The following is a 20,171-nucleotide window of genomic DNA, read 5'->3' as shown; positions in this document are numbered from 1 at the left end:
GTGCAGGGCCGGGGGTCACCGGTTGCGGTCTTTCCCGAACGGGTGACATCGGCTGCGCCGCGCTTACTCTCTGTCGCTCAGGAACAGCCGCCGCACCACGCGCTCGGCCGCGTGTCCGTCGTCGTACGGGCAGAAGCGCACCCGGAACGCCGCCCGCAACTCCGCTGTCCGCGCCGAGCGCCACTCGCCCGTCCTGAACAGTTCCAGCAGCTCGTCCTCGTCGGTGGCGACCGCGCCCGGAGTGTCGCCGGGGAGTCCGGACAGCAGATCGAAGTAGGTGCCGCGCGAGGCCCGGTAGGCGGCCCAGTCCGGGGCGTAGCTGATGATCGGGCGGTCCAGGCAGGCGTAGTCGAACATCAGCGACGAGTAGTCGGTGATCAACGCGTCGGAGACCAGGCAGAGTTCCTCGACGGACGGATATGCCGTCACGTCCACCACCCGGGCGCCGTCCAGCTGCGCCGAGCGGCCGTAGAAGTAGTGCGCCCTGACCAACACGACGTAGTCCGGTCCGAGTTCGCGGGCGAGTCGTTCCAGGTCGAGGTGGGGGACGAAGCCCTTGCGGTAGTCGCGGTGGGTAGGCGCGTACAGCAGCACCGTCCGGTCCGGGGCGAGGGAGAGTCGCTGCCGGATCGCGGCGGTCTGCTCGGGGGTTGCGGTGAAGAAGATGTCGTTGCGCGGGTAGCCGAGGTTCAGATGCTCGTAGCCGGACGGGTAGACCCGGTCCCAGATCTCGGTGGTGTGCGGGTTGGCGGAGAGGGAGAAGTCCCACTGGTCGGCGTGGGCGACGATCTTCTCGAAGCTGATGCCGTTGGTGAGGGCCGGGTAGGCGCGCTGATCCAGACCCATGGTCTTGAGCGGGGTGCCGTGGTGGGTCTGGAGATAGCGCTGGCCGGGGCGTTTGGTGAAGCCGCCGGGAAAGCTGGAGTTGTTGATCAGGTACGTGGCGGTGGCCATCGCCCGCCAGTAGGCGCGGGAGCCCTCGATGACGTACGGGATGCCGGGCGGCATGCGGTCGCGGTGACGGGAGGAGACGGCCCAGACGCCCCGGATGTGCGGGGCGAGTTCGAGGGCCTTGGCGTGGATCGCGGCCGGGTTGCAGGCGACTCCCCGGTTCCAATAGGCCCCGTACACAGCGAGGTTGGAATCCAGGGGGCGGAGCAGATCCGTTCGATAGGCGGCGCGCATGATGCGGGCCCGGAGCGTCTTCTTGCGGTGGCTCAGGGCGGCCCGGGTGCGGGTGCGGCCGGTGCGGACGGCTTCCCGGGCGCGGTGGACGGCGTAGTTGCCGGGGAGGGCTGCGGCGCGGTGGAAGGCGGCGCGGTCCTCGGGAGCGGTCCGGCCGGGGTCGGCGAGGACGGCGCGCAGGTGGTGGGTGCGCGCCGTCCGGATCCGTGGGTCGTGACCCGTCTCGGCGAGCAGCCGTTCGTATGCGTCGAGGATCGCGAAGTGGTGGCGTCCCGGGGTGGTGGCGAAGGTGCCGGAGCGGCGGATGCGGTGGCGGACACAGATCCGGTCGAGGGTGTCGAGCGTGCCGGCGTCGGAGGCCAGGAGGGTGGCGCGGTGGACGGGGAGGACGTCCTCATAGGGGCCGTCGGTGAAGTGGAGACCGTGCGCGGTCCAGAAGGCGCGGCGGAAGAGGCGCGGGACGGCGGTGGAGAAGCCCTCGGCGAGGGACACCGGGGACGAGACGTCCCCCCACCAGTCGATGCGGTCGTGTCCGAGAAGGAGTACGTCCGGTTCGCTCGCGGCCAGCCTGCCGGTGATCGCTTCCAGGGCGCCCGGTCGCAGCAGGTCGTCGCCGTCGAGGAAGAGGAGATACCGCCCCCGTGCCTCTGCCGCCCCGGCGTTGCGGGCCGGGCCCGCCCCGCGGTGCTCGGTGAGGGTGATCACCCCGACGCTCGGGTCGCGCGCCGCGAACTCGGCGGCGATCTCGGCGCTGCCGTCCCTCGACCCGTCGTCGACGACGAGAAGCTCCCATTCACCGGGGCCCTGGCCCAGCACGGACTCCAGGCTCGTCCTGAGATATCCCTGAACGCGGTGGACGGGCACGACAACACTGAGGAGCATGGCAGCCGAGGGTAGTCGCGCACCCACCGCGCACCGAATCGCGTGTTCACCCGTTCGGGGCAGTGCCGGTGACCAGGCGCGTCCGCCCCGGTTGACCTGGCATGAAGCCGCGCCTCAGTGTCGTCGTCCCGGTCCACAACGTCGAGGACTATCTGGAGGACTGCCTGCGGTCGGTGGCCGAACAGTCGGTCTCCGACATCGAGGTGGTCCTCGTCGACGACGGTTCGACGGACGGCAGCGCGGCCCTCGCCAAGGCGTTCGCAGCCCGCGACCGCCGCTTCCACTACGTCCGTCAGCCCAACGCGGGGCTGAGCGCGGCCCGCAACACCGGCGTGCGGCACACCACGGCGGACGTGCCGTATCTGGCGTTCGTCGACAGCGACGACATCGTCGTCCACGACGCCTTTGAGCGGATGCTGGCGTCACTGGAGTCGACCGGCTCCGACCTCGCGACCGGCAATGTGTGGCGGCTGAACGAGCAGGGGCGGCAGCAGGCCTGGCAGTACCGCTGGCTGACCGCCACCCGGGCCCGCACCCACATCAGCCGCGATCCGCGACTGCTCGCCGACCGGGTCGCCTGGAACAAGGTGTTCCGGCGCTCCTTCTGGGACCGGCACGCCTTCGCCTTCCCGGAGGGGAAGCTCTACGAGGACACCCCGGTGATGATCCCGGCGCACTTCCTCGCAGGCTCGGTCGATGTGCTGCACAAGCATGTCTACTACTGGCGGGTCCGGGAGGGGTCGATCACCCGGCGGCGTACGGATGTGCAGGGGGTACGGGACCGTATCTCGGCGTGCGAGCAGGTCAGCGCGTTCCTGGCGGGCCGGGGCGGGGTGGCGAACGGCGCTGCGCGGCGCCGCTACGACCTCTCATGCCTGCGCGACGACTTCGTGTACTTCCTGGAGGGGCTCGCGATGGGCGGGCCCGCGTACCGGGATGCGTTCATGGCGGACGCGGGGGCGTTCCTGGACCGGATGGAGCGGATGGACGGGGCGGCCAGGTCGGGCCGGGCAGTGGCCCATGAACTGCCGGTGGAGCTGCGGATCAAGTGGCAGCTGGTGAAGGAGCGCAGGCTCGCGGAGCTGCTGGCCGTGCTCGCCTTCGAACGGGCCAACGGCGCCGGAACGTTCACGGTCGGCGGCGTGCCGGGGCGGCGGCAGGCCGGTTTCCCCGGCATCCCGGACAGCACCCGCCTTGCCCGTACCGATCTCCCGGCCGTGGCGCGGCTGTTGGAGGCTCGGTGGGGCGACGACGGGAAGCTGCTGCTGCGCGGTTACGCGTACATCCGCAATCTGCCGGCCGCGGCTCCGCGCCACTCGCTGAAGGTGGGCATGGTGCGCGCGACCCGCGGTCAGCATCTGCGGACGGTGCCGGTACGGAACGTTCCCGCACCCGAGGCGACCATCAACTCCGGTCAACAGTTGCACAGTTACGACCACGCGGGTTTCGAGTTGACTCTCGACCCGCGTCGGCTGCGGCCCGGCGGCTGGCTGGTGGGCATGATGGTGGCCGCTCATGGCACGGTCCGCCGGGTGGCCGTGCGGGCCGTGGAGGCGGGGTCCGTACAGCCGCTCGTCCATGACCTGGGCGAGGGACGGCGGGCGGTGCTCGACTACCTGGACGGGCGGCTGAGGCTGACCCTGGCGCAGCTGCCGGCCCGGTGCGAGGACCGTCGCATCGGCGAGGAGCTGGAGTTGACCGGCCAGGTGTACGAGGGCGCCCGGCCGAAGGCCCTGTCGCTGACCTGCGAAGGGGTGGCGGACCAGGAGTTCGGCCACCCGGTCGAGTGCCGGGCCGACGGCCGTTTCGCGGTACGGATTCCGCTCACCGACCTCGCCGGGATGGCGGCCGCACCACAGGTGCCGCACCGGGCGCCCCGCGAGGTCGAGCCGGAGCCCGGCGGGCGGTGGCGGGCGCGGCTGGTGCTGGCGGACGGGTCGAGGGTGCCGCTGGCCGCGGCCCCGGAGGCGGCGCCGCCGGTCGTGGCCGATGCGGCGGGCGAGCTGGTGCTGGACCTGAGCGGGCAGCCGTTCGTGGACGGGGCGGCGTGGACGTCGGGCGGTGCGCTGCGGGTGGAGGGGGTGACCGGCGCCGGAACGGGCGTACGGGAGGAGGAAGGCCCGACCCACCTCGTACTGCGGCACGAGGCACTGCGCGAGACGGTGACGGTCCCCGTCACACATGAGGAGCCGCGCGCGGCAACGTACGGGGAAGCACGCGCAGGGGCGCCCGAAGGGACTTACGAAGGGGCTTACGAGGGGCGCCGCTTCACCGCGTTCCTCGCGCCCTCGGTGGCCGCGGGGCTGCACGAGGGCCGCTGGGACGCGTATCTGGGCGGTCGGCCGGTCCGTGTGCTGACCGCACTCACCGCCCGTCTGCCGCTCCGGCGCACGGGGGCGGACTCCACAGCCCCCGCACCCGGCCGGGAGTTCGCCCTGGACCGCAGGTTCGGCGACCGGCTGACCGTGCAGGCCGGACCGGTACTCGCGGTCGCCGAGCGGGGTGCGTACCGCCGGGCCGAACTGCGCGGCACGCACTATCCGGCCCGGCGCGCGATGCCGCTGCGGGACGCCGTCCTCTACACGGGCGGCGCCTCACCGCGCGCCGTCCACACCGAACTCCTGCGCCGGGGCGTGGAGTCGGAACACCTCTGGGTCACCGACGGACTCCACGGACACATCCCGTCCGCCGCCGTCCCCGTCATCGAGCACAGCGCCGCCTGGTACGAAGCGCTGGCGCGGTCCCGCCGGATCGTCACCGCCGACCAGCTGCCCGAGTGGTTCGAGCGGCGGCCCGGCCAGACCGTCGTGCAGACCTGGCACGGCACACCACTCGGCCGCTTCGGCACGGATCTGGGCGGCACCCTGTACGCCGACCACCACCAGCTCGCCTCGCTGCCGCGCCGGGCGGCCCAGTGGTCCGTCCTGGTCTCCCCCAGCCGCCACTCCACCCCGCTGCTGCGCCGCGCTCTCGACTACGGGGGCGAGGTCCTGGAGGCGGGTTCCCCCGCCAACGATCTGCTCTTCTCGGCCGACCGGGCCAAGACCGCCGAGCGGGTACGGCGCAGGCTCGGCATCCCCGACGGCCGCCGGGTCGTGCTGTACGCGCCGACCTACCGTGACCAGCTGGCCCACCCGCCCGGCACCGGTGGCGAGCGGCCCCGCTACCGCTGGGATCCGGCGCTCGACCTGACAGGGCTGGCGCGGTCCCTCGGCGACGGCCACACCGTGCTGGTGCGGCGCCATCCACGGGTGACCGGGAGCGTGCCCGAGGGACACGGCGTACGCGATGTGTCGGCGCACCCGGACACCGCGGAGCTGCTGCTGATCGCCGATGTGCTGGTCACGGACTATTCGGGGCTGATGTTCGACTACGCACACACGGGCCGTCCGATGCTCTTCCACACCTACGACCTGGAGCACTACCGCGACACGGTGCGCGGTTTCTGTCTGGACTTCGAGACCCGGGCGCCGGGGCCGCTGCTCGTCGGCACGGACGAGATCGCCGGGATCCTGCGCGATGCCGGCGCACTGACCGCGTCGGCGGCCCGGCACGCGGAGGCTTACGAGAGTTTCCGCCGGGACTTCTGCGACCTGGACGACGGCGGGGCGGCGGCGCGGGTCGCGGACCGGCTGCTCGCCGAGGAGTAGTACCTACCCGGCTCGGTTCTCGAGTGCGGCGACGGCGGATGCCGCCAGATCGTCGAGGTAGCCCTTGGGCAGCGGGGTGCGGACGACGGCGAGCCGCCAGTAGAGCGGGCCGACGATCAGGTCCAGCGCACGGTCCGGGTCACTGTCCTCGGGCAGCTCACCGCGCGCCACGGCGTCGCGTACGACGACGGCCGCGATGCCCCGATGCGGGTCCAGCAGGGCGGCCTTGATCGTCTCGGAGATCTCCGGACTGCGGGCCGCCTCGACCAGCAGGTCCGGGATGACCTGTGAGGCGACGGGGTGGCGCAGGGCGTAGGAGGCGAGTTCCAGCACGGCGCGGACATCCCCGTACAGCGAACCGGTCGCCGGAGCCGGCATGCCCTGGACGGCGACGGCGGAGACCAGGTCGAGGACCAGGGCCAGCTTGGACTTCCAGCGGCGGTAGACGGCGGTCTTGCCGACGCCCGCGCGCCGGGCGATGCCCTCGATCGACATCCGGGCGAAGCCCACCGCGGCCAGCTCCTCGAAGACGGCGCCGCGAATCGCGTCGGTGACGTCCTCGCGCAGCACAGCGGCTCCGGCGGGGACACGGCGGCGGGTTCCCGGGTCGGTGGTCATGACCGAATCATAGTCCGTAACGACGAAACGGTTGCGTTGCGACGTGGATGCGCCCTACCCTCGGCGTTGCGACGATACGGTTCCGTCCCGTCGGCCTTCGTGTTCCTGCCCTCTCGCCGAAAGCGAACGTGGTGAGCCAGACAACAACACCAGCGGCCCCGGCCGACACCCCTGCCGGTACGCCCTTCCCGGTGTACGCACCGGGTGAGCTCGCCGCGCTCGCCGCCCGGCACGGACTGACCATGAGCGGAGCCCGGCCCACGCTGGGCGCGTACATCCGGCAACTGTGGGGGCGGCGGCACTTCATCACGGCGTTCGCCACCGCCAAGCTGACCGCGCAGTACAGCCAGGCGAAGCTCGGCCAGATCTGGCAGATCATGACCCCGCTCCTGAACGCGACGGTCTACTACTTCATCTTCGGCGTCCTGATGAACACCAAGCGCAACGTCGAGGACTTCGTGCCGTTCCTCGTCACCGGCGTCTTCATCTGGACCTTCACCGCCAGCTCGATCACCGCGGGGACCCGTGCGATCAGCGGCAACCTGGGCCTGGTCCGGGCCCTGCACTTCCCGCGCGCCTCGCTGCCGGTCGCGCTGGCCCTGCAGCAGCTCCAGCAACTGCTGTTCTCGCTGGGCGCACTGGTGATGATCCTGGTGGGGTTCGGGCAGTTCCCCAAGCCGTCCTGGCTACTGGCGATTCCGGCACTGTTCCTCCAGGCGGTGTTCAACACCGGTGTCTCCATGGTGGTGGCGCGGCTGGCCGCGCGGACGCCGGACATCGCCCAGCTGATGCCGTTCATCCTGCGCACCTGGATGTACGCCTCGGGCGTCATGTGGAGTGTGGACACGATGCTCAAGGGCGACCGGGTTCCGCACTTCGTGATGGTGATGCTGGAGTGCAATCCGGCGGCCGTCTTCATCGACCTGATGCGGTTCGCGCTCATCGACAGCTTCGACGCTTCCCATCTGCCGCCGCATGTGTGGGCGATCGCCGCGGGCTGGGCGCTCGTGTGCGGCGTGGGCGGATTCGTGTACTTCTGGCAGGCGGAGGAGCGGTACGGACGTGGCTGACAACGTGACTGACTACAACGAGCGGGTACCGACCGTCGTCGTGGACGACGTGCACATCACGTACAAGGTCAATGGCGCCCGTACCGGAAGGGGCAGCGCCACCTCGGCGCTCAGCCGGATCGTCTCGCGTCGGCAGACCCCCGGGGTGCGCGAGGTGCACGCCGTGAAGGGGGTGAGCTTCGCCGCGTACAAGGGCGAGGCCATCGGCCTGATCGGTTCCAACGGCTCGGGGAAGTCGACGCTGCTGAAGGCGATCGCCGGTCTGCTGCCCGCGACGAAGGGCCGGGTGCACACCCAGGGCCAGCCCTCGCTGCTCGGGGTGAACGCGGCGCTGATGAGCGATCTGACCGGCGAGCGCAACGTCGTGCTCGGCGGCCTCGCGATGGGGATGACACGGGCCGAGATCCGCGAGCGCTACCAGGGGATCGTGGACTTCTCGGGCATCAACGAGAAGGGCGACTTCATCACCCTGCCGATGCGGACCTACTCCTCCGGCATGGGCGCCCGGCTGCGCTTCTCGATCGCTGCCGCCAAGAGCCATGACGTCCTCCTGATCGACGAGGCGCTGTCCACCGGCGATGCGAGGTTCCAGCGGCGCAGCAAGGAACGGATCATCGAGCTGCGCAAGGAGGCCGGCACGGTCTTCCTGGTCAGCCACAGCAACAATTCGATCACCGAGACCTGCGACCGGGCGATCTGGCTGGAGGCGGGGACGCTGCGGATGGACGGTCCGGCGGACGAGGTCGTGGCCGAGTACGAGAAGTTCACCGGCAAGAAGTAGCAGTGCGGGAAGGAGCGGTGCGGGCGGCGGTCCGGGCGGTGCGTAGCGGCTGCCCCGCCGGCGCGCTGGACGCCGTCCACACCGCCAGGGTCATCCACCGCGACATCAAACCCGGCAACCTGCTGCAGGACTGAGTCCTGTCTCACCGGCACGCCCCGAACGGTCTTGGGCGCACTGGTCCTCCGCTTTCACGTCCTGGGCGGCGACGCATATCCCGTATGCGCTCCGTCCCAGGCGGGCGGAATCCCTACGATCCGGCCATGTGGGTGTGGCCAGAGGCGACGGGGAGGCCCCGAACCATCACTCCGGTGACACGGGGGGCCGACTGCTGACACCACACCCGGCGTCCCAGATCGTGGCAGCAGTAAATATCGAGCGCGTCCGGCGATTGGGGGCGGGGCGGCTGCCGGGCACCCCCGACAACCGCCCCGCCCCCACCAATCCCTAGGCGTGCGTACGCAGCAGCGTCCGCATCGTCCGCATGGCCACCGACAGATTCGCCAGATCGAACGCGTCCGACCCCCGAATCTCCTCGAGCGTGGAGCGCGACCGGGTAAGGATCGCCGCGTTCTTCTCCTCCCACGCCTTGAACCGTTCCTCCGGCGTAGAGGTCCCGTTGCCCACGGACAGCACATCCGCGGTGAGCGCGGCGTGCGCGGCGTACAGGTCCTCACGGATGGAGGCGCGGGCCATGGACTGCCAGCGGTCGGCCCGCGGCAGCTCGATGATCCGGTCCATCAGCTGGGTGATGCCCAGCCGGTCCGCGAGGTCGTAGTACACCTCGGCGACGGAGAGCGGGTCCTTGCCGGTGCGGTCCGCGATCGCCACGATGTCCAGCGCCGGGAAGGCGGAGGAGAATCCGGCGACCCGCTGGGCCAGCTCGCCCGGGACACCCGCCTCGGTGAGCTCGTCCAGGATCGACTGGTACCAGTCCAGGTCGGCGCCCATCAGCATCTTGGGCAGCTCGGCCCAGACCTGCTCGACACCCGCCTTGAAGAAGTCGATCGTCCCGGCGATCTCCAGCGGCTGCGGCCGGTTGCCGAGCAGCCAGCGCGAACCGCGCTCGACGAGCCGGCGCGAGTGCAGCCGGATCCGGGTCTGCACATCGGCGGCGACCTTGTTGTCGAGCGCCTCGACGGCGTCCCACACCTGGCCGAGGCCGAAGATCTCGCGGGCCGCGAACTGCGCCCGCACGATCTCCTCGATCGAGGCACCGGTCTCTTCCCGCAGCCGGTGCAGGAAGGTCGAACCCCCGGTGTTCACGGTGTCGTTGACCAGGACCGTGGTGATGATCTCGCGACGCAGCGCGTGCCCGTCGACCGCCGTCGGGAACTGCTCCCGAAGCTGCTGCGGGAAGTAGGCGTGCAGCAGCTTCTGCAGGTGCGGATCGTCCGGCAGGCTGGTCTTGATCAGCTCCCGGGCTGCCGTGATCTTCGTGTACGCGAGCAGCACGGCCAGCTCGGGCTGACTGAGACCCTTGCCGGCGTTCAGCAGTTCGCGGATCTGCCGGTCGGTGGGCAGGAACTCCAGCCCGCGGTCGAGGTCCCCGTCACGGACCAGCCGGCGCATGAAGCGCTGGTGGGCGTGGAGCAGGGAGGACGCCTGGGTCGTGGCGTTCGCCAGGGCCACGTTCTGCGCGTAGTTGTTGCGCAGCACCAGACGGCCGATCTCGTCGGTCATCTCGGCGAGCAGCTTGTTGCGCTGCTTGACGGTCATGTCGCCGTCCCGGACCAGACCGTTGAGCAGGATCTTGATGTTCACCTCGTGGTCGGAGGTGTCCACGCCGGCGCTGTTGTCGATCGCGTCGGTGTTGATCCGGCCGCCGTTGCGGGCGAACTCGATCCGGCCGAGCTGGGTGGCACCGAGGTTGCCGCCCTCGCCGACGACCTTGGCCCGCAGGTCCTGGCCGTTGACACGGATCGCGTCGTTGGCCTTGTCGCCGACGTCGGGGTTCGACTCGGCGGACGACTTGATGTACGTACCGATGCCGCCGTTCCACAGCAGATCGACGCGGGCCTTGAGGATGGTCTGCATCAGCTCGGCGGGCGTCATCTTCGTGACACCCGGCTCGATCCCGAGCGCCTCACGGATGTGCGCGTTGACCGGGATGGACTTGGCGCTGCGCGGGTGGATGCCACCGCCCGCGGAGAGCAGTTCCTTGTTGTAGTCGGCCCAGGAGCTGCGCGGCAGGTCGAAGAGGCGGCGCCGCTCGGCGTACGAGGTGGCGGCGTCCGGGCTGGGGTCGATGAAGATGTGCCGGTGGTCGAAGGCGGCGACGAGCCTGATGTGCTCGGAGAGCAGCATGCCGTTGCCGAACACGTCGCCCGACATGTCGCCGACGCCGACGACGGTGAAGTCCTCGGTCTGGGTGTCGTGGCCGAGCTCGCGGAAGTGCCGCTTGACGGACTCCCAGGCGCCGCGGGCGGTGATGCCCATGCCCTTGTGGTCGTACCCGGCGGAACCGCCGGAGGCGAATGCGTCGCCGAGCCAGAAGCCGTACCCGACGGCGACCTCGTTGGCGATGTCGGAGAACTTCGCGGTGCCCTTGTCGGCGGCGACGACCAGGTATGTGTCGTCCTCGTCGTGACGGACGACGTCCCTGGGCGGCACGACCTCGCCGGCCACCATGTTGTCGGTGATGTCGAGCAGCGCCGAGATGAAGGTGCGGTAGGAGGCGATGCCCTCGGCCATCCAGGCGTCACGGTCGACGGCCGGGTCCGGAAGCTGCTTGGCGACGAAGCCGCCCTTGGCACCGACCGGCACGATGACGGTGTTCTTCACCATCTGCGCCTTGACCAGGCCGAGGATCTCCGTACGGAAGTCCTCGCGCCGGTCGGACCAGCGCAGACCGCCTCGGGCGACCTTGCCGAAGCGCAGGTGCACGCCCTCGACGCGCGGCGAGTAGACCCAGATCTCGAACGCCGGACGGGGCGCCGGCAGATCCGGGATGGACTGCGGGTCGAACTTCATCGAGACGTAACCGTGCGGCTTGCCGTCGTCCGCCATCTGGAAGAAGTTGGTGCGCAGGGTGGCCTTGATGACGGTGAGGAAGGACCGCAGGATCCGGTCCTCGTCGAGCGAGGCGACCTGGTCCAGGGCCCCGTCCAGCTCCTCGAGGAGCCCGTCGGTCAGCTCCGTACCGGCCCGCTGACGCTCGGGCGACATCCGCGCCTCGAAGAGCGAGACCAGCAGCCGGGTGGTGTGGACGTTGTTACGGAGAGTGCTCTCCATATAGTCCTGGCTGAAGGTCGATCCGGCCTGACGCAGGTACTTCGCGTAGGCGCGCAGCACCATCGCCTGCCGCCAGTTCAGACCGGCGCCCAGCACGAGCGAGTTGAAGCCGTCGTTCTCCGCCTCACCGGTCCACACGGCGGCGAAGGCGTCCTGGAACCGGTCGCGGGCGTCGTCGGCGAGGTAGTTGCCGTTGCCATTGGTCTGCGGCATCCGCAGACCGAAGTCGTAGATCCAGGCGTGCGTACGGTCCGCGCAGCGCAGCTCGTACGGACGCTCGTCGACGACCTCGACACCGAGCCGCTGGAGCGCCGGAAGCACGGCGGACAGGGAGACCTGCTCGCCGGTCCGGTAGATCTTGAAGCGGCGCTCACCGGGGCCTGCGCCGACCGGCTCGTACAGGCTGAGAGCGAAGTCCTTCTGGTCCTTCTTGAGCGCTTCGAGGTGGACCAGGTCGGCCACGGCGGCGCGCGGCGTGTGGTCGGCCTTGTAGCCCTCGGGGAACGAGTGGCCGTACTGACGCATCAGCTCGGCGGCGCGCTCCTCGCCGCACTCGGCGTTCAGCGCCTCCTGGAAGCCGTCGGCCCAGGAGCGGGCGGCCTCGACGAGCCGGGCCTCGATGCGGTCGGCCTCGGCGTCGGTGAGGTCGGGCAGCTCGCTGCCGGGGGCGACCCGGACGACGAAGTGCAGCCGGGAGAGGATCGACTCGGTGTTCCAGGCGGTGAAGTCGACGCTGGTGCCGCCCAGCTCCTCCTTGAGGATGTCGATCAGGCGGAGCCGTACACCGGTGGTGTAGCGGTCACGCGGCAGGTAGACGAGCGCGGAGTAGTAGCGCCCGTACTCGTCCTGGCGCAGGTAGAGCCGCAGCCGGCGGCGCTCCTGGAGGTACAGCACGGAGGTGACGATGGAGCGCAGCTGGTCGACGGGCGTCTGGAAGAGCTCGTCGCGCGGGTACGTCTCCAGGATCTGCACCAGGTCGCGGCCGTCGTGGCTGTTGGGCGAGAAGCCCGCGCCCTCCAGCACCTCGGCGACCTTGCGGCGGATGACGGGCACCCGGCGCACGGACTCGGTGTAGGCGGCGGACGAGAACAGCCCGAGGAAGCGGCGCTCACCGACGACATTGCCGTCGGCGTCGAACTTCTTCACGCCGACGTAGTCGAGGTAGCTGGGGCGGTGGACGGTCGACCGGCTGTTGGCCTTGGTGAGGATGAGGAGCTTGCGCTCGCGGGCCTTGGCCCGGGCGTCGGCGGGCAGCCGGTCGAAGGACGGGCTGACGGGGTGCGCCTCGTCGACGCTGTGGTGCGGGTCGGAGCGCAGGATGCCGAGACCGGTGCCGGGGACGGCGGCCAGCGCGTCGGTGTCCTTCAGCTCGTACTCGCGGTAGCCGAGGAAGGTGAAGTGGTCGGCGGCGAGCCAGCGCAGCAGCTCCCTGGCCTCGTTCACCTCTTCGTCGGCGAGGTCGTCGAGCGGCTCGCCGGGCAGGTCGTCGGCGATGCGCAGTGCGGCGTCGCGCATCTTGTCCCAGTCCTCGACGGTCTCCCGTACGTCGGACAGCACCCGCAGCAGATCGGTGGCGATCTGCTGGAGGTCGGAGCGGTCGGTCTCGCGGTCGATCTCGACATGGATCCAGGACTCGACGAGCGCGTCGTGCGGCAGCTCGGTCCCGGCGCCCTTGGCACCCTTGGCGTCCTGGCGGCCCTGCAGGCTCGTCGCGATGCCGTTGCCCTCGGCGAGGACCTCGATGAGCTTGCCGGTGACGTCGCGGCGTACGACGACCTGCGGGTGGATCACGACATGGATGCCGCGCCCCTGCCGGGACAGCTCATTGGTGACGGAGTCGACCAGGAACGGCATGTCGTCGGTGACGACCTCGACGACGGAGTGGCTGCACGTCCAGCCGTTCTCCTCGACGGTCGGGGTGTGCACCCGGACGTTCGCGGTGCCCTGAGGGCGTGTCTCCGCGAGCCGGTAGTGGGAGGAGGCCGCGCCGAAGACGTCCACGGGGTCGCGGCCCGCGATGTCCTCCGGAGCGGTGTGCAGGTAGTAGCGCTGGAGGTAGGCGAGGAGTACGTCCTGCCCGGGACGCTCCTGGTCGGTCCCGGGGGTACCGCCCGGGCCACCGACACCACCGCCCGGGCTGTTGTCAGCTACCTTGGCGGCCCGTGCGAGCAGCTCGGCCTTGGCTTCGTCCAGCTTGGTCTGCATGTCCTCTGGCTCCTGTCGCGCGCCGTTGCGTGACGTAGGTGAAAAAGACGACGTACCGCCACGACACGGGGTTTCCGGTCTGAGTCGACGCTATGCCGCTATGAGAGATACCCGGGACCATATTGGCCATTTTTGGCAGTCGGCCCGGGCTGTGAGGATCAGTGATAGCCCGGGTGCTGTGGCACTCCGGGCGCAGGCCGGGGGCTTCACTGCCCCCGAGGCGTATCGCGCTGATCACGGGGTCCAGGCTATCTCGCCCGCCCCCGTAACCGTCACGAGCCGTATGTGTACAAAAGATGGCCCCGAAGTTTGACACTCTGGACAGCGCGTCGGCCCGTATTGCCGCACTCTGGTAGACGGAACAGGCCGACGAACCGTGGGAGCCCCGCCATGGCACCGAAAATCCTGATCGTCACCGGCGACGCCGCCGAGTCCCTGGAAGTCCTCTATCCCTACCAGCGGCTGCGCGAGGAGGGTTACGACGTCCATATCGCGGCCCCCGCCCGCAAGACGCTCCGCTTCGTGGTCCACGACTTCGAGCCCGGCTTCGACACGTACACCGAGAAGCCCGGCTACACCTGGCCCGCCGACCTGGCCTTCTCCGAGGTCGACGCCGGAGATTACGTGGCCCTGGTCGTACCGGGCGGCCGGGCGCCCGAGTATCTGCGCAACGACGCCGAGCTGCGCAAGATCCTCAAGGCGTTCTTCGACTCGGACCGGCCGGTGGCCCAGATCTGCCACGGCCCGCTGATGACGGCGGCGGTCGGCGCACTGGTCGGCCGGCACGTCACCGCGTACCCCGCGCTGGAGCTCGACATGCAGTCGGCGGGCGCCGTCTTCGAGGACCACGAGGCGGTGGTCGACGGCACCCTGGTCTCGTCCCGTGCGTGGCCGGACCACTCGGCGTGGATGCGCGAATTCCTGAAGGTGCTCCGCGCAAAGGCCCCGGTAACCACCTGACGGCGCTCACGAGGGACCGGGCCCCCTCGTCGGTCCCTCCCTATCCAGCCATCCGCTCGGCGAGGTCGGCGGCCTCGGCCAGGCTGTCGACCACCGGTACCCCGGCCGCCTCCAGGCTGGCCCTGCTGTGCGATCCGCCGGTGTAGAGCACGGCCTTCGCACCGACATGGGCGGCGGCCACGGCGTCGTCCACCGCATCGCCGATGACCACCGTGTGCTCCGGGGACACCCCGTCCAGCGCGGCGATGTGCCGCTCCATGTGCAGCGCCTTGCTGCCGCCGGACGGCCCGGTGCGCCCGTCGACCCGTACGAAGTGCCGCTCGATGCCGTACCCCCGGACCACGGGGACCAGCTGGTCGTGTCCGTACATGCTCAGCAGAGACTGGCTGCGTCCGGCCAACTGCCACTGCGTGAGAAGCTCCTCGGCACCCTCGGTGAGCCCGCAGGCGGCCCGCTGCTCGGTGTAGTGCAGGTGAAATATCCCGTCCATCCGCTCCCACTCGGCCTCTGTGGGCAGCCGGCCCATCAGCCGTTCGTAGAAGCGGGGGATCGGGACGCAGTACATCTCGCGGTACTGCTCCAGGGTGATCGGCTCCAGGCCGACCTCGCCGAACGCGGCGTTGGTCGCGCCGACGACCGCGGCGTTGTCGTCGAGCAGTGTGCCGTTCCAGTCCCAGACCAGATGCGTGCGGTGCTTCCCATGCGTCCCCATGCATAAGAAAGTACCCGCCGGGTCCGACACCCGTTCCGGCAGCGGGGCAGCAACCGCAACGCCCCTCTTCCCCCCTCCGCCCCCGTCCCTCTCATCCGATCAGATTCGGAATCTCCTGAATGCCGAACCAAAGCAGCTCATGATCCTCGGCGCCGTCCACGGTGAACTGCGCGTCGTCGTCACCGAGGTCCGCCGCGCCCAGTGCAGCCGCGGCGGCCGTGACGTCCTTCTCGGCATCGTCCGCGTCGACATGCACGGCAGCAGCCTCGGCCAGCGCCACGGAGGACGCGATCCGCACCTCGCCGAGCGACGACGAGTCGAGGCTGCGGTCCGGGTCGGCCACGGCCGCACCGTCCGGTACGTCGACGGCGACGACGACCCGCCGGCGGACCGCGTCGGGATTCCCGGCGATCAGGCGCAGCGAGGCGGAAGCGGCCCGGTTGAGCGCCGCGTACTCCAGCTCCTCGATGTCGTCGGAGACGTACCACTCACGCAGTCCGGGGGTCACCGCATAGGCGGTCAGCGGACCGGGACCGATCTCGCCCGCCTTGTGCGCCGCTGCGAGACCGGGGAGCGTCAGGGGGACGTACACGCGCATGGCTGGCCGCTTTCGTAGTCGGAAACGCCCTCAGGATACGTGCGACGTCCCCCTTTGGGGTTACGTGCACCGCCCCTGTGCCGTCCACCCCGCAACCACGACTCACCCTCCCCATGCCTTCCTCACACCCCACACAGCACCGGGCTCATCACCCGGATAGGTGATTCCTCCCGATCGCGTCCGGCGCCCCATCGGCGCTTGCGGCCACCTCCGCCGTCGCCGTAGAAGGTCCACAGCAGAAGTTACCGCCCGGTATTCGGCCGGGCCTCTGAAGCACGGGGCGATGAGCGATGAGCACGAACAGGACCCGGCCCACCGGACGACACGACCAGCGCAGGCCCGAGTCGGTACCACCACAACGCGCAAGGACTCCCCGACGCGTCCGCCCCCACCACTGGTTCGCCGAGCGCCTCCTGGCGGTCCTCAGCGGCCAGCGCCCGGTGCACTGGATGCTCGGACACACCATCGGCGAGGCATACGACCAACTGGCCGAACTGGCCCCCCGCACCCCCCTCAGGGCCCGCGGCGCGCGCCCGGTCATCCGCATGTGCCACGGCGCGCAGCCGGCTCCGGGCGTGGTGGAGGCCTGCGCGAGCATCGCAGCGGGCGAACAGGTAAGGGCCATGGCCTTCCGCCTGGAACAGGGCACAGACCTCCGCTGGCGCTGCGCAGCAGTAGAGCTGGGCGACGAACACCTACAGGCAACGCCCACCCGATAGACACCCAGCCAGGGACTTCCCCAGGCCCGCAGCCACACGAGCCACGGGTCCAGGGGAAGCCCCCGGAAACCACTGGCCACCCACCCCACACCCGCGTTCCGCACTCTCAGCCTTTCCGGCACTTGAGGAGCGGCGCCCAAGCCGGAACCCCGTCTACCACCGGACGCCCCGCCCACGGCGGCCTCACCCGCACCACAGCCGCCTCACCTCACATCCGCCCGACCCCCGTCCCACCCCACCCACGCCCCGTACTCCAAGTCCCTCCGGCGTTTGAGGAGCGGGGTCCGGGGCAGAGCCCCGGTTCGGGAAGGGGCGGGGAAAAGACAGCCCCGCGCAGCGGCCCACCCACCCGCACCAAGGACACCCCCGCGCCCCGCCCCCACTTGCTCCACCCGCCCCGCGCCCCCGGCAACGCGACCCAGGGCCCGGGCCCAAAACAAACCGGGGCCGGCCACCCACAAAAGGTGCCCGACCCCGGTCAAAACCCCACCGGCGCCAACAACGCCGACGCCACCGCTACTTCTTGCGGCGCCGCCCACCCCCACCATTCTTCTGCGCCTTGCGCCGCTCCGCCCGAGTCAACCCGTCCGACTCGGACGCGACCCCACCGTCGCCGTTGGAGAAGTCGCCCTCGACGACCCCGCCCTCCCCGTCCACCGTGGGAGCGGAGAAGTGCAGCCGGTCCGGTCGCTGCGGAGCATCGAGCCCCTTGGCCCGGATCTCCGGACGCGCCGCCGGCACGAGGTCCTCCTTGGCGAGCGAGGTCCGCTCGGCCTCGTCCTGCACCGGAACCTCCTCGACCTGCTGCTCGACCTGGACCTCCAGGTTGAACAGGTAGCCGACGGACTCCTCCTTGATGCCCTCCATCATGGCGTTGAACATGTCGAAGCCCTCGCGCTGGTACTCGACCAGCGGGTCCTTCTGCGCCATGGCACGAAGGCCGATGCCCTCCTGGAGGTAGTCCATCTCGTAGAGGTGCTCACGCCACTTGCGGTCCAGGACGGACAGCACCACACGCCGCTCCAGCTCACGCATGATGTCCGAGCCGAGCTGCTTCTCGCGCTCGTCGTACTGCTCGTGGATGTCGTCCTTGATGGACTCACCGATGAACTCGGCGGTGATCCCTGCCCGGTCACCGGCCGCCTCCTCCAGCTCCTCGACGGTGACCTTCACCGGGTAGAGCTGCTTGAACGCACCCCAGAGCCGGTCCAGGTCCCACTCCTCGGCGAAGCCCTCGGCGGTCTCCTGGCGGATGTAGTCGTCGATCGTGTCGTCCATGAAGTGGCGGATCTGGTCCTGCAGATCCTCGCCCTCCAGGACCCGGCGACGCTCGCCGTAGATGACCTCGCGCTGCCGGTTGAGCACCTCGTCGTACTTCAGGACGTTCTTACGCGTCTCGAAGTTCTGCTGCTCGACCTGCGACTGGGCCGACGCGATCGCCCGCGTCACCATCTTGTTCTCGATCGGCACGTCGTCCGGCACATTGGCCATCGACATGACGCGCTCGACCATCTGCGCCTTGAACAGCCGCATCAGGTCGTCGCCGAGCGACAGATAGAAGCGGGACTCGCCCGGGTCGCCCTGACGGCCGGAACGGCCGCGCAGCTGGTTGTCGATACGCCGCGACTCGTGCCGCTCGGTGCCCAGGACATAGAGCCCGCCGAGCTCCCTGACCTCTTCGAACTCCGCCTTCACGGCCTGCTCGGCCTTCTCCAGCGCGGCGGGCAGCGCGGCCGCCCACTCCTCGACGTGCTCGACGGGGTCGAGGCCGCGCTGGCGCAGCTCCGCCTCGGCGAGGTCATCGGGGTTGCCCCCGAGCTTGATGTCGGTGCCTCGTCCGGCCATGTTCGTCGCGACCGTGACCGCGCCCTTGCGGCCGGCCTGAGCGACGATCGTCGCCTCACGGTCGTGCTGCTTGGCGTTGAGGACCTCGTGCTGGACACCACGCTTGGAGAGCTGCTGCGAGAGGTACTCGGACTTCTCGACCGATGTGGTGCCGACCAGGATCGGCTGGCCCTTCTCGTGCTTCTCGGCGATGTCGTCGACGACGGCGGCGAACTTCGCGACTTCGGTGCGGTAGATCAGGTCCGACTGGTCGGCACGGACCATCGGCCGGTTGGTCGGGATCGGCACCACACCGAGCTTGTAGATCTGGTGGAACTCGGCGGCCTCGGTCATCGCCGTACCGGTCATGCCGGAGAGCTTGCCGTAAAGGCGGAAGAAGTTCTGCAGGGTGATCGTGGCGAGCGTCTGGTTCTCGTCCTTGATGTCCACCCCTTCCTTCGCCTCGATCGCCTGGTGCATGCCCTCGTTGTAGCGGCGGCCGGCGAGGATACGGCCGGTGTGCTCATCGACGATCATGACTTCGCCGTCGATGACGACGTAGTCCTTGTCCTTCTTGAAGAGTTCCTTGGCCTTGATGGCGTTGTTGAGGTACCCGACGAGGGGGGTGTTCACCGACTCGTAGAGGTTCTCGATGCCGAGCCAGTCCTCGACCTTCGCGACACCGGGCTCATGGATGGCGACGGTCCGCTTCTTCTCGTCGACCTCGTAGTCGCCGGTCTCCTCGATTCCCTTGAGCGGGTTGCCCGCCTCGCCCTTGGTGAGGCGGGTGACCAACTTGGCGAAGTCGCCGTACCACTTGGTGGCCTGGTCGGCCGGGCCGGAGATGATCAACGGCGTACGGGCTTCGTCGACGAGGATCGAGTCGACCTCGTCGACCACAGCGAAGTTGTGGCCGCGCTGGACGAGCTCGTCCGCGGACCACGCCATGTTGTCGCGGAGGTAGTCGAAGCCGAACTCGTTGTTCGTGCCGTACGTGATGTCGCAGGCGTACTGCTCACGGCGCTGGGCCGGCGTCATGTTGGCGAGGATGCAGCCGACGGTCAGGCCGAGGAACTTGTGGACCCGGCCCATCATTTCGGAGTCACGCTCGGCCAGATAGTCATTGACCGTGATCAGGTGCACGCCCTTGCCGGAGAGTGCGTTGAGATACGCCGGCAGGGTGCCGACCAGGGTCTTGCCCTCGCCGGTCTTCATCTCGGCCACATAGCCGAGGTGCAGGGCTGCGCCGCCCATCATCTGGACGTCGTAGTGGCGCTGTCCGAGGACCCGCTTGGCGGCCTCACGGACGGTTGCGAATGCCTCGGGGAGCAGGTCGTCCAGGCTCTCGCCGTCCGCGTACCGTTCCTTGTACTCGTCGGTGAGCGCCCGCAGCTCGGCGTCGGAGAGGTTGACGAAGTCCTCTTCGATGGAGCTGACCTGGTCCGCGATGCGGTGCAGTTTGCGCAGGATCTTGCCTTCGCCTGCACGCATGAGCTTGTTGAAGACGGACACTGAGGCTGGTCTCCTTGCCGGTCGGGCCTGGCACTGGGTCGTGTTATGGACTCTGGCGCGGGCACGGCAGGTGGGCCCCACCGCAACGGCCATCGTAAGCGAGGACCCCGCCGCGCCGGGAGGGCTGCCGCCGCGTCGGCTCCGCCGTCCCTTCCAAGTCAACGGCCGGGGGGCTCGGAAGGTGCCGGGAAGTCCGAAAAGTGTTCGCTTCACGGCCGGCGCCT

General features: G+C 69.7%; 12 protein-coding genes. 6 read left to right on the top strand and 6 right to left on the bottom strand.

The features are described from left to right. Window positions 1-63: 63 nt before the first annotated feature. Window positions 64-2,067 carry a bifunctional glycosyltransferase/CDP-glycerol:glycerophosphate glycerophosphotransferase gene (locus ACZ7IB_RS30900; RefSeq protein WP_470917076.1) on the bottom strand — a complete coding sequence of 668 codons (2,004 nt, stop codon included), beginning with the start codon at window positions 2,065-2,067 and terminating at the stop codon, window positions 64-66. A gap of 101 nt (window positions 2,068-2,168) precedes the next feature. Here ACZ7IB_RS30900 and ACZ7IB_RS30895 point away from each other — a divergent pair, with 101 nt between their 5' ends. Then, complete coding sequence (locus tag ACZ7IB_RS30895; RefSeq protein ID WP_470917075.1) at window positions 2,169-5,717, top strand: bifunctional glycosyltransferase/CDP-glycerol:glycerophosphate glycerophosphotransferase; 3,549 nt, start codon at window positions 2,169-2,171, stop codon at window positions 5,715-5,717. A gap of 3 nt (window positions 5,718-5,720) precedes the next feature. Here the strand turns inward: ACZ7IB_RS30895 and ACZ7IB_RS30890 are convergent, their stop codons facing one another. Then, complete coding sequence (locus tag ACZ7IB_RS30890) at window positions 5,721-6,335, bottom strand: TetR/AcrR family transcriptional regulator (protein WP_470917074.1); 615 nt, start codon at window positions 6,333-6,335, stop codon at window positions 5,721-5,723. Between the two features lie 128 nt (window positions 6,336-6,463). Here ACZ7IB_RS30890 and ACZ7IB_RS30885 point away from each other — a divergent pair, with 128 nt between their 5' ends. The 3 genes from ACZ7IB_RS30885 to ACZ7IB_RS30875 are packed head-to-tail and all read left to right on the top strand — an operon-like array spanning window position 6,464 to window position 8,320. Next, complete coding sequence (locus ACZ7IB_RS30885; RefSeq protein WP_470917073.1) at window positions 6,464-7,405, top strand: ABC transporter permease; 942 nt, start codon at window positions 6,464-6,466, stop codon at window positions 7,403-7,405. After that, the gene (locus tag ACZ7IB_RS30880) at window positions 7,398-8,186 is read left to right on the top strand and encodes an ABC transporter ATP-binding protein (RefSeq protein WP_470917072.1); all 789 of its coding nucleotides are present in this window, start codon (window positions 7,398-7,400) and stop codon (window positions 8,184-8,186) included. The genes ACZ7IB_RS30885 and ACZ7IB_RS30880 overlap by 8 nt, the downstream gene beginning before the upstream one ends. 2 nt (window positions 8,187-8,188) lie before the next feature. Then, window positions 8,189-8,320 carry a hypothetical protein gene (locus ACZ7IB_RS30875; RefSeq protein WP_470917071.1) on the top strand — a complete coding sequence of 44 codons (132 nt, stop codon included), beginning with the start codon at window positions 8,189-8,191 and terminating at the stop codon, window positions 8,318-8,320. Window positions 8,321-8,630: 310 nt separating this feature from the next. Here ACZ7IB_RS30875 and ACZ7IB_RS30870 read toward each other — a convergent pair whose 3' ends face one another. After that, entirely contained in the window at window positions 8,631-13,622 is a 4,992-nt protein-coding gene (locus ACZ7IB_RS30870; protein WP_470917070.1) for an NAD-glutamate dehydrogenase, read from the bottom strand. A 390-nt stretch (window positions 13,623-14,012) separates the two neighbouring features. Here ACZ7IB_RS30870 and ACZ7IB_RS30865 point away from each other — a divergent pair, with 390 nt between their 5' ends. Next, window positions 14,013-14,582, top strand: a complete 570-nt coding sequence (locus tag ACZ7IB_RS30865; RefSeq protein ID WP_470917069.1) for a DJ-1/PfpI family protein — start codon at window positions 14,013-14,015, stop codon at window positions 14,580-14,582. 40 nt (window positions 14,583-14,622) lie between these two features. Here the strand turns inward: ACZ7IB_RS30865 and ACZ7IB_RS30860 are convergent, their stop codons facing one another. Together ACZ7IB_RS30860 and ACZ7IB_RS30855 are read right to left on the bottom strand one after the other, a co-directional pair. Next, window positions 14,623-15,294 (bottom strand): HAD family hydrolase, encoded by a 672-nt coding sequence (locus ACZ7IB_RS30860; RefSeq protein WP_470917068.1) that lies wholly within the window; start codon window positions 15,292-15,294, stop codon window positions 14,623-14,625. 91 nt (window positions 15,295-15,385) lie between these two features. Further along, a complete protein-coding gene (locus ACZ7IB_RS30855; RefSeq protein ID WP_470917067.1) occupies window positions 15,386-15,892 on the bottom strand; it encodes a DUF6912 family protein in 507 nt (168 codons plus the stop codon). Window positions 15,893-16,182: 290 nt separating this feature from the next. Between ACZ7IB_RS30855 and ACZ7IB_RS30850 the strand changes: the two genes are divergently transcribed. Then, the gene (locus ACZ7IB_RS30850; protein WP_114244834.1) at window positions 16,183-16,611 is read left to right on the top strand and encodes an Rv3235 family protein; all 429 of its coding nucleotides are present in this window, start codon (window positions 16,183-16,185) and stop codon (window positions 16,609-16,611) included. A 516-nt stretch (window positions 16,612-17,127) separates the two neighbouring features. Here ACZ7IB_RS30850 and secA read toward each other — a convergent pair. Continuing rightward, a complete protein-coding gene (secA, locus tag ACZ7IB_RS30845) occupies window positions 17,128-19,947 on the bottom strand; it encodes a preprotein translocase subunit SecA (protein WP_398631920.1) in 2,820 nt (939 codons plus the stop codon). Window positions 19,948-20,171 lie beyond the last annotated feature (224 nt).

The sequence above is a fragment of the Streptomyces sp. NPDC037301 genome (assembly GCF_055602785.1).
Note: the sequence above shows the minus strand (reverse complement) of the source record. Positions and strands in the feature narration are given on the sequence as shown.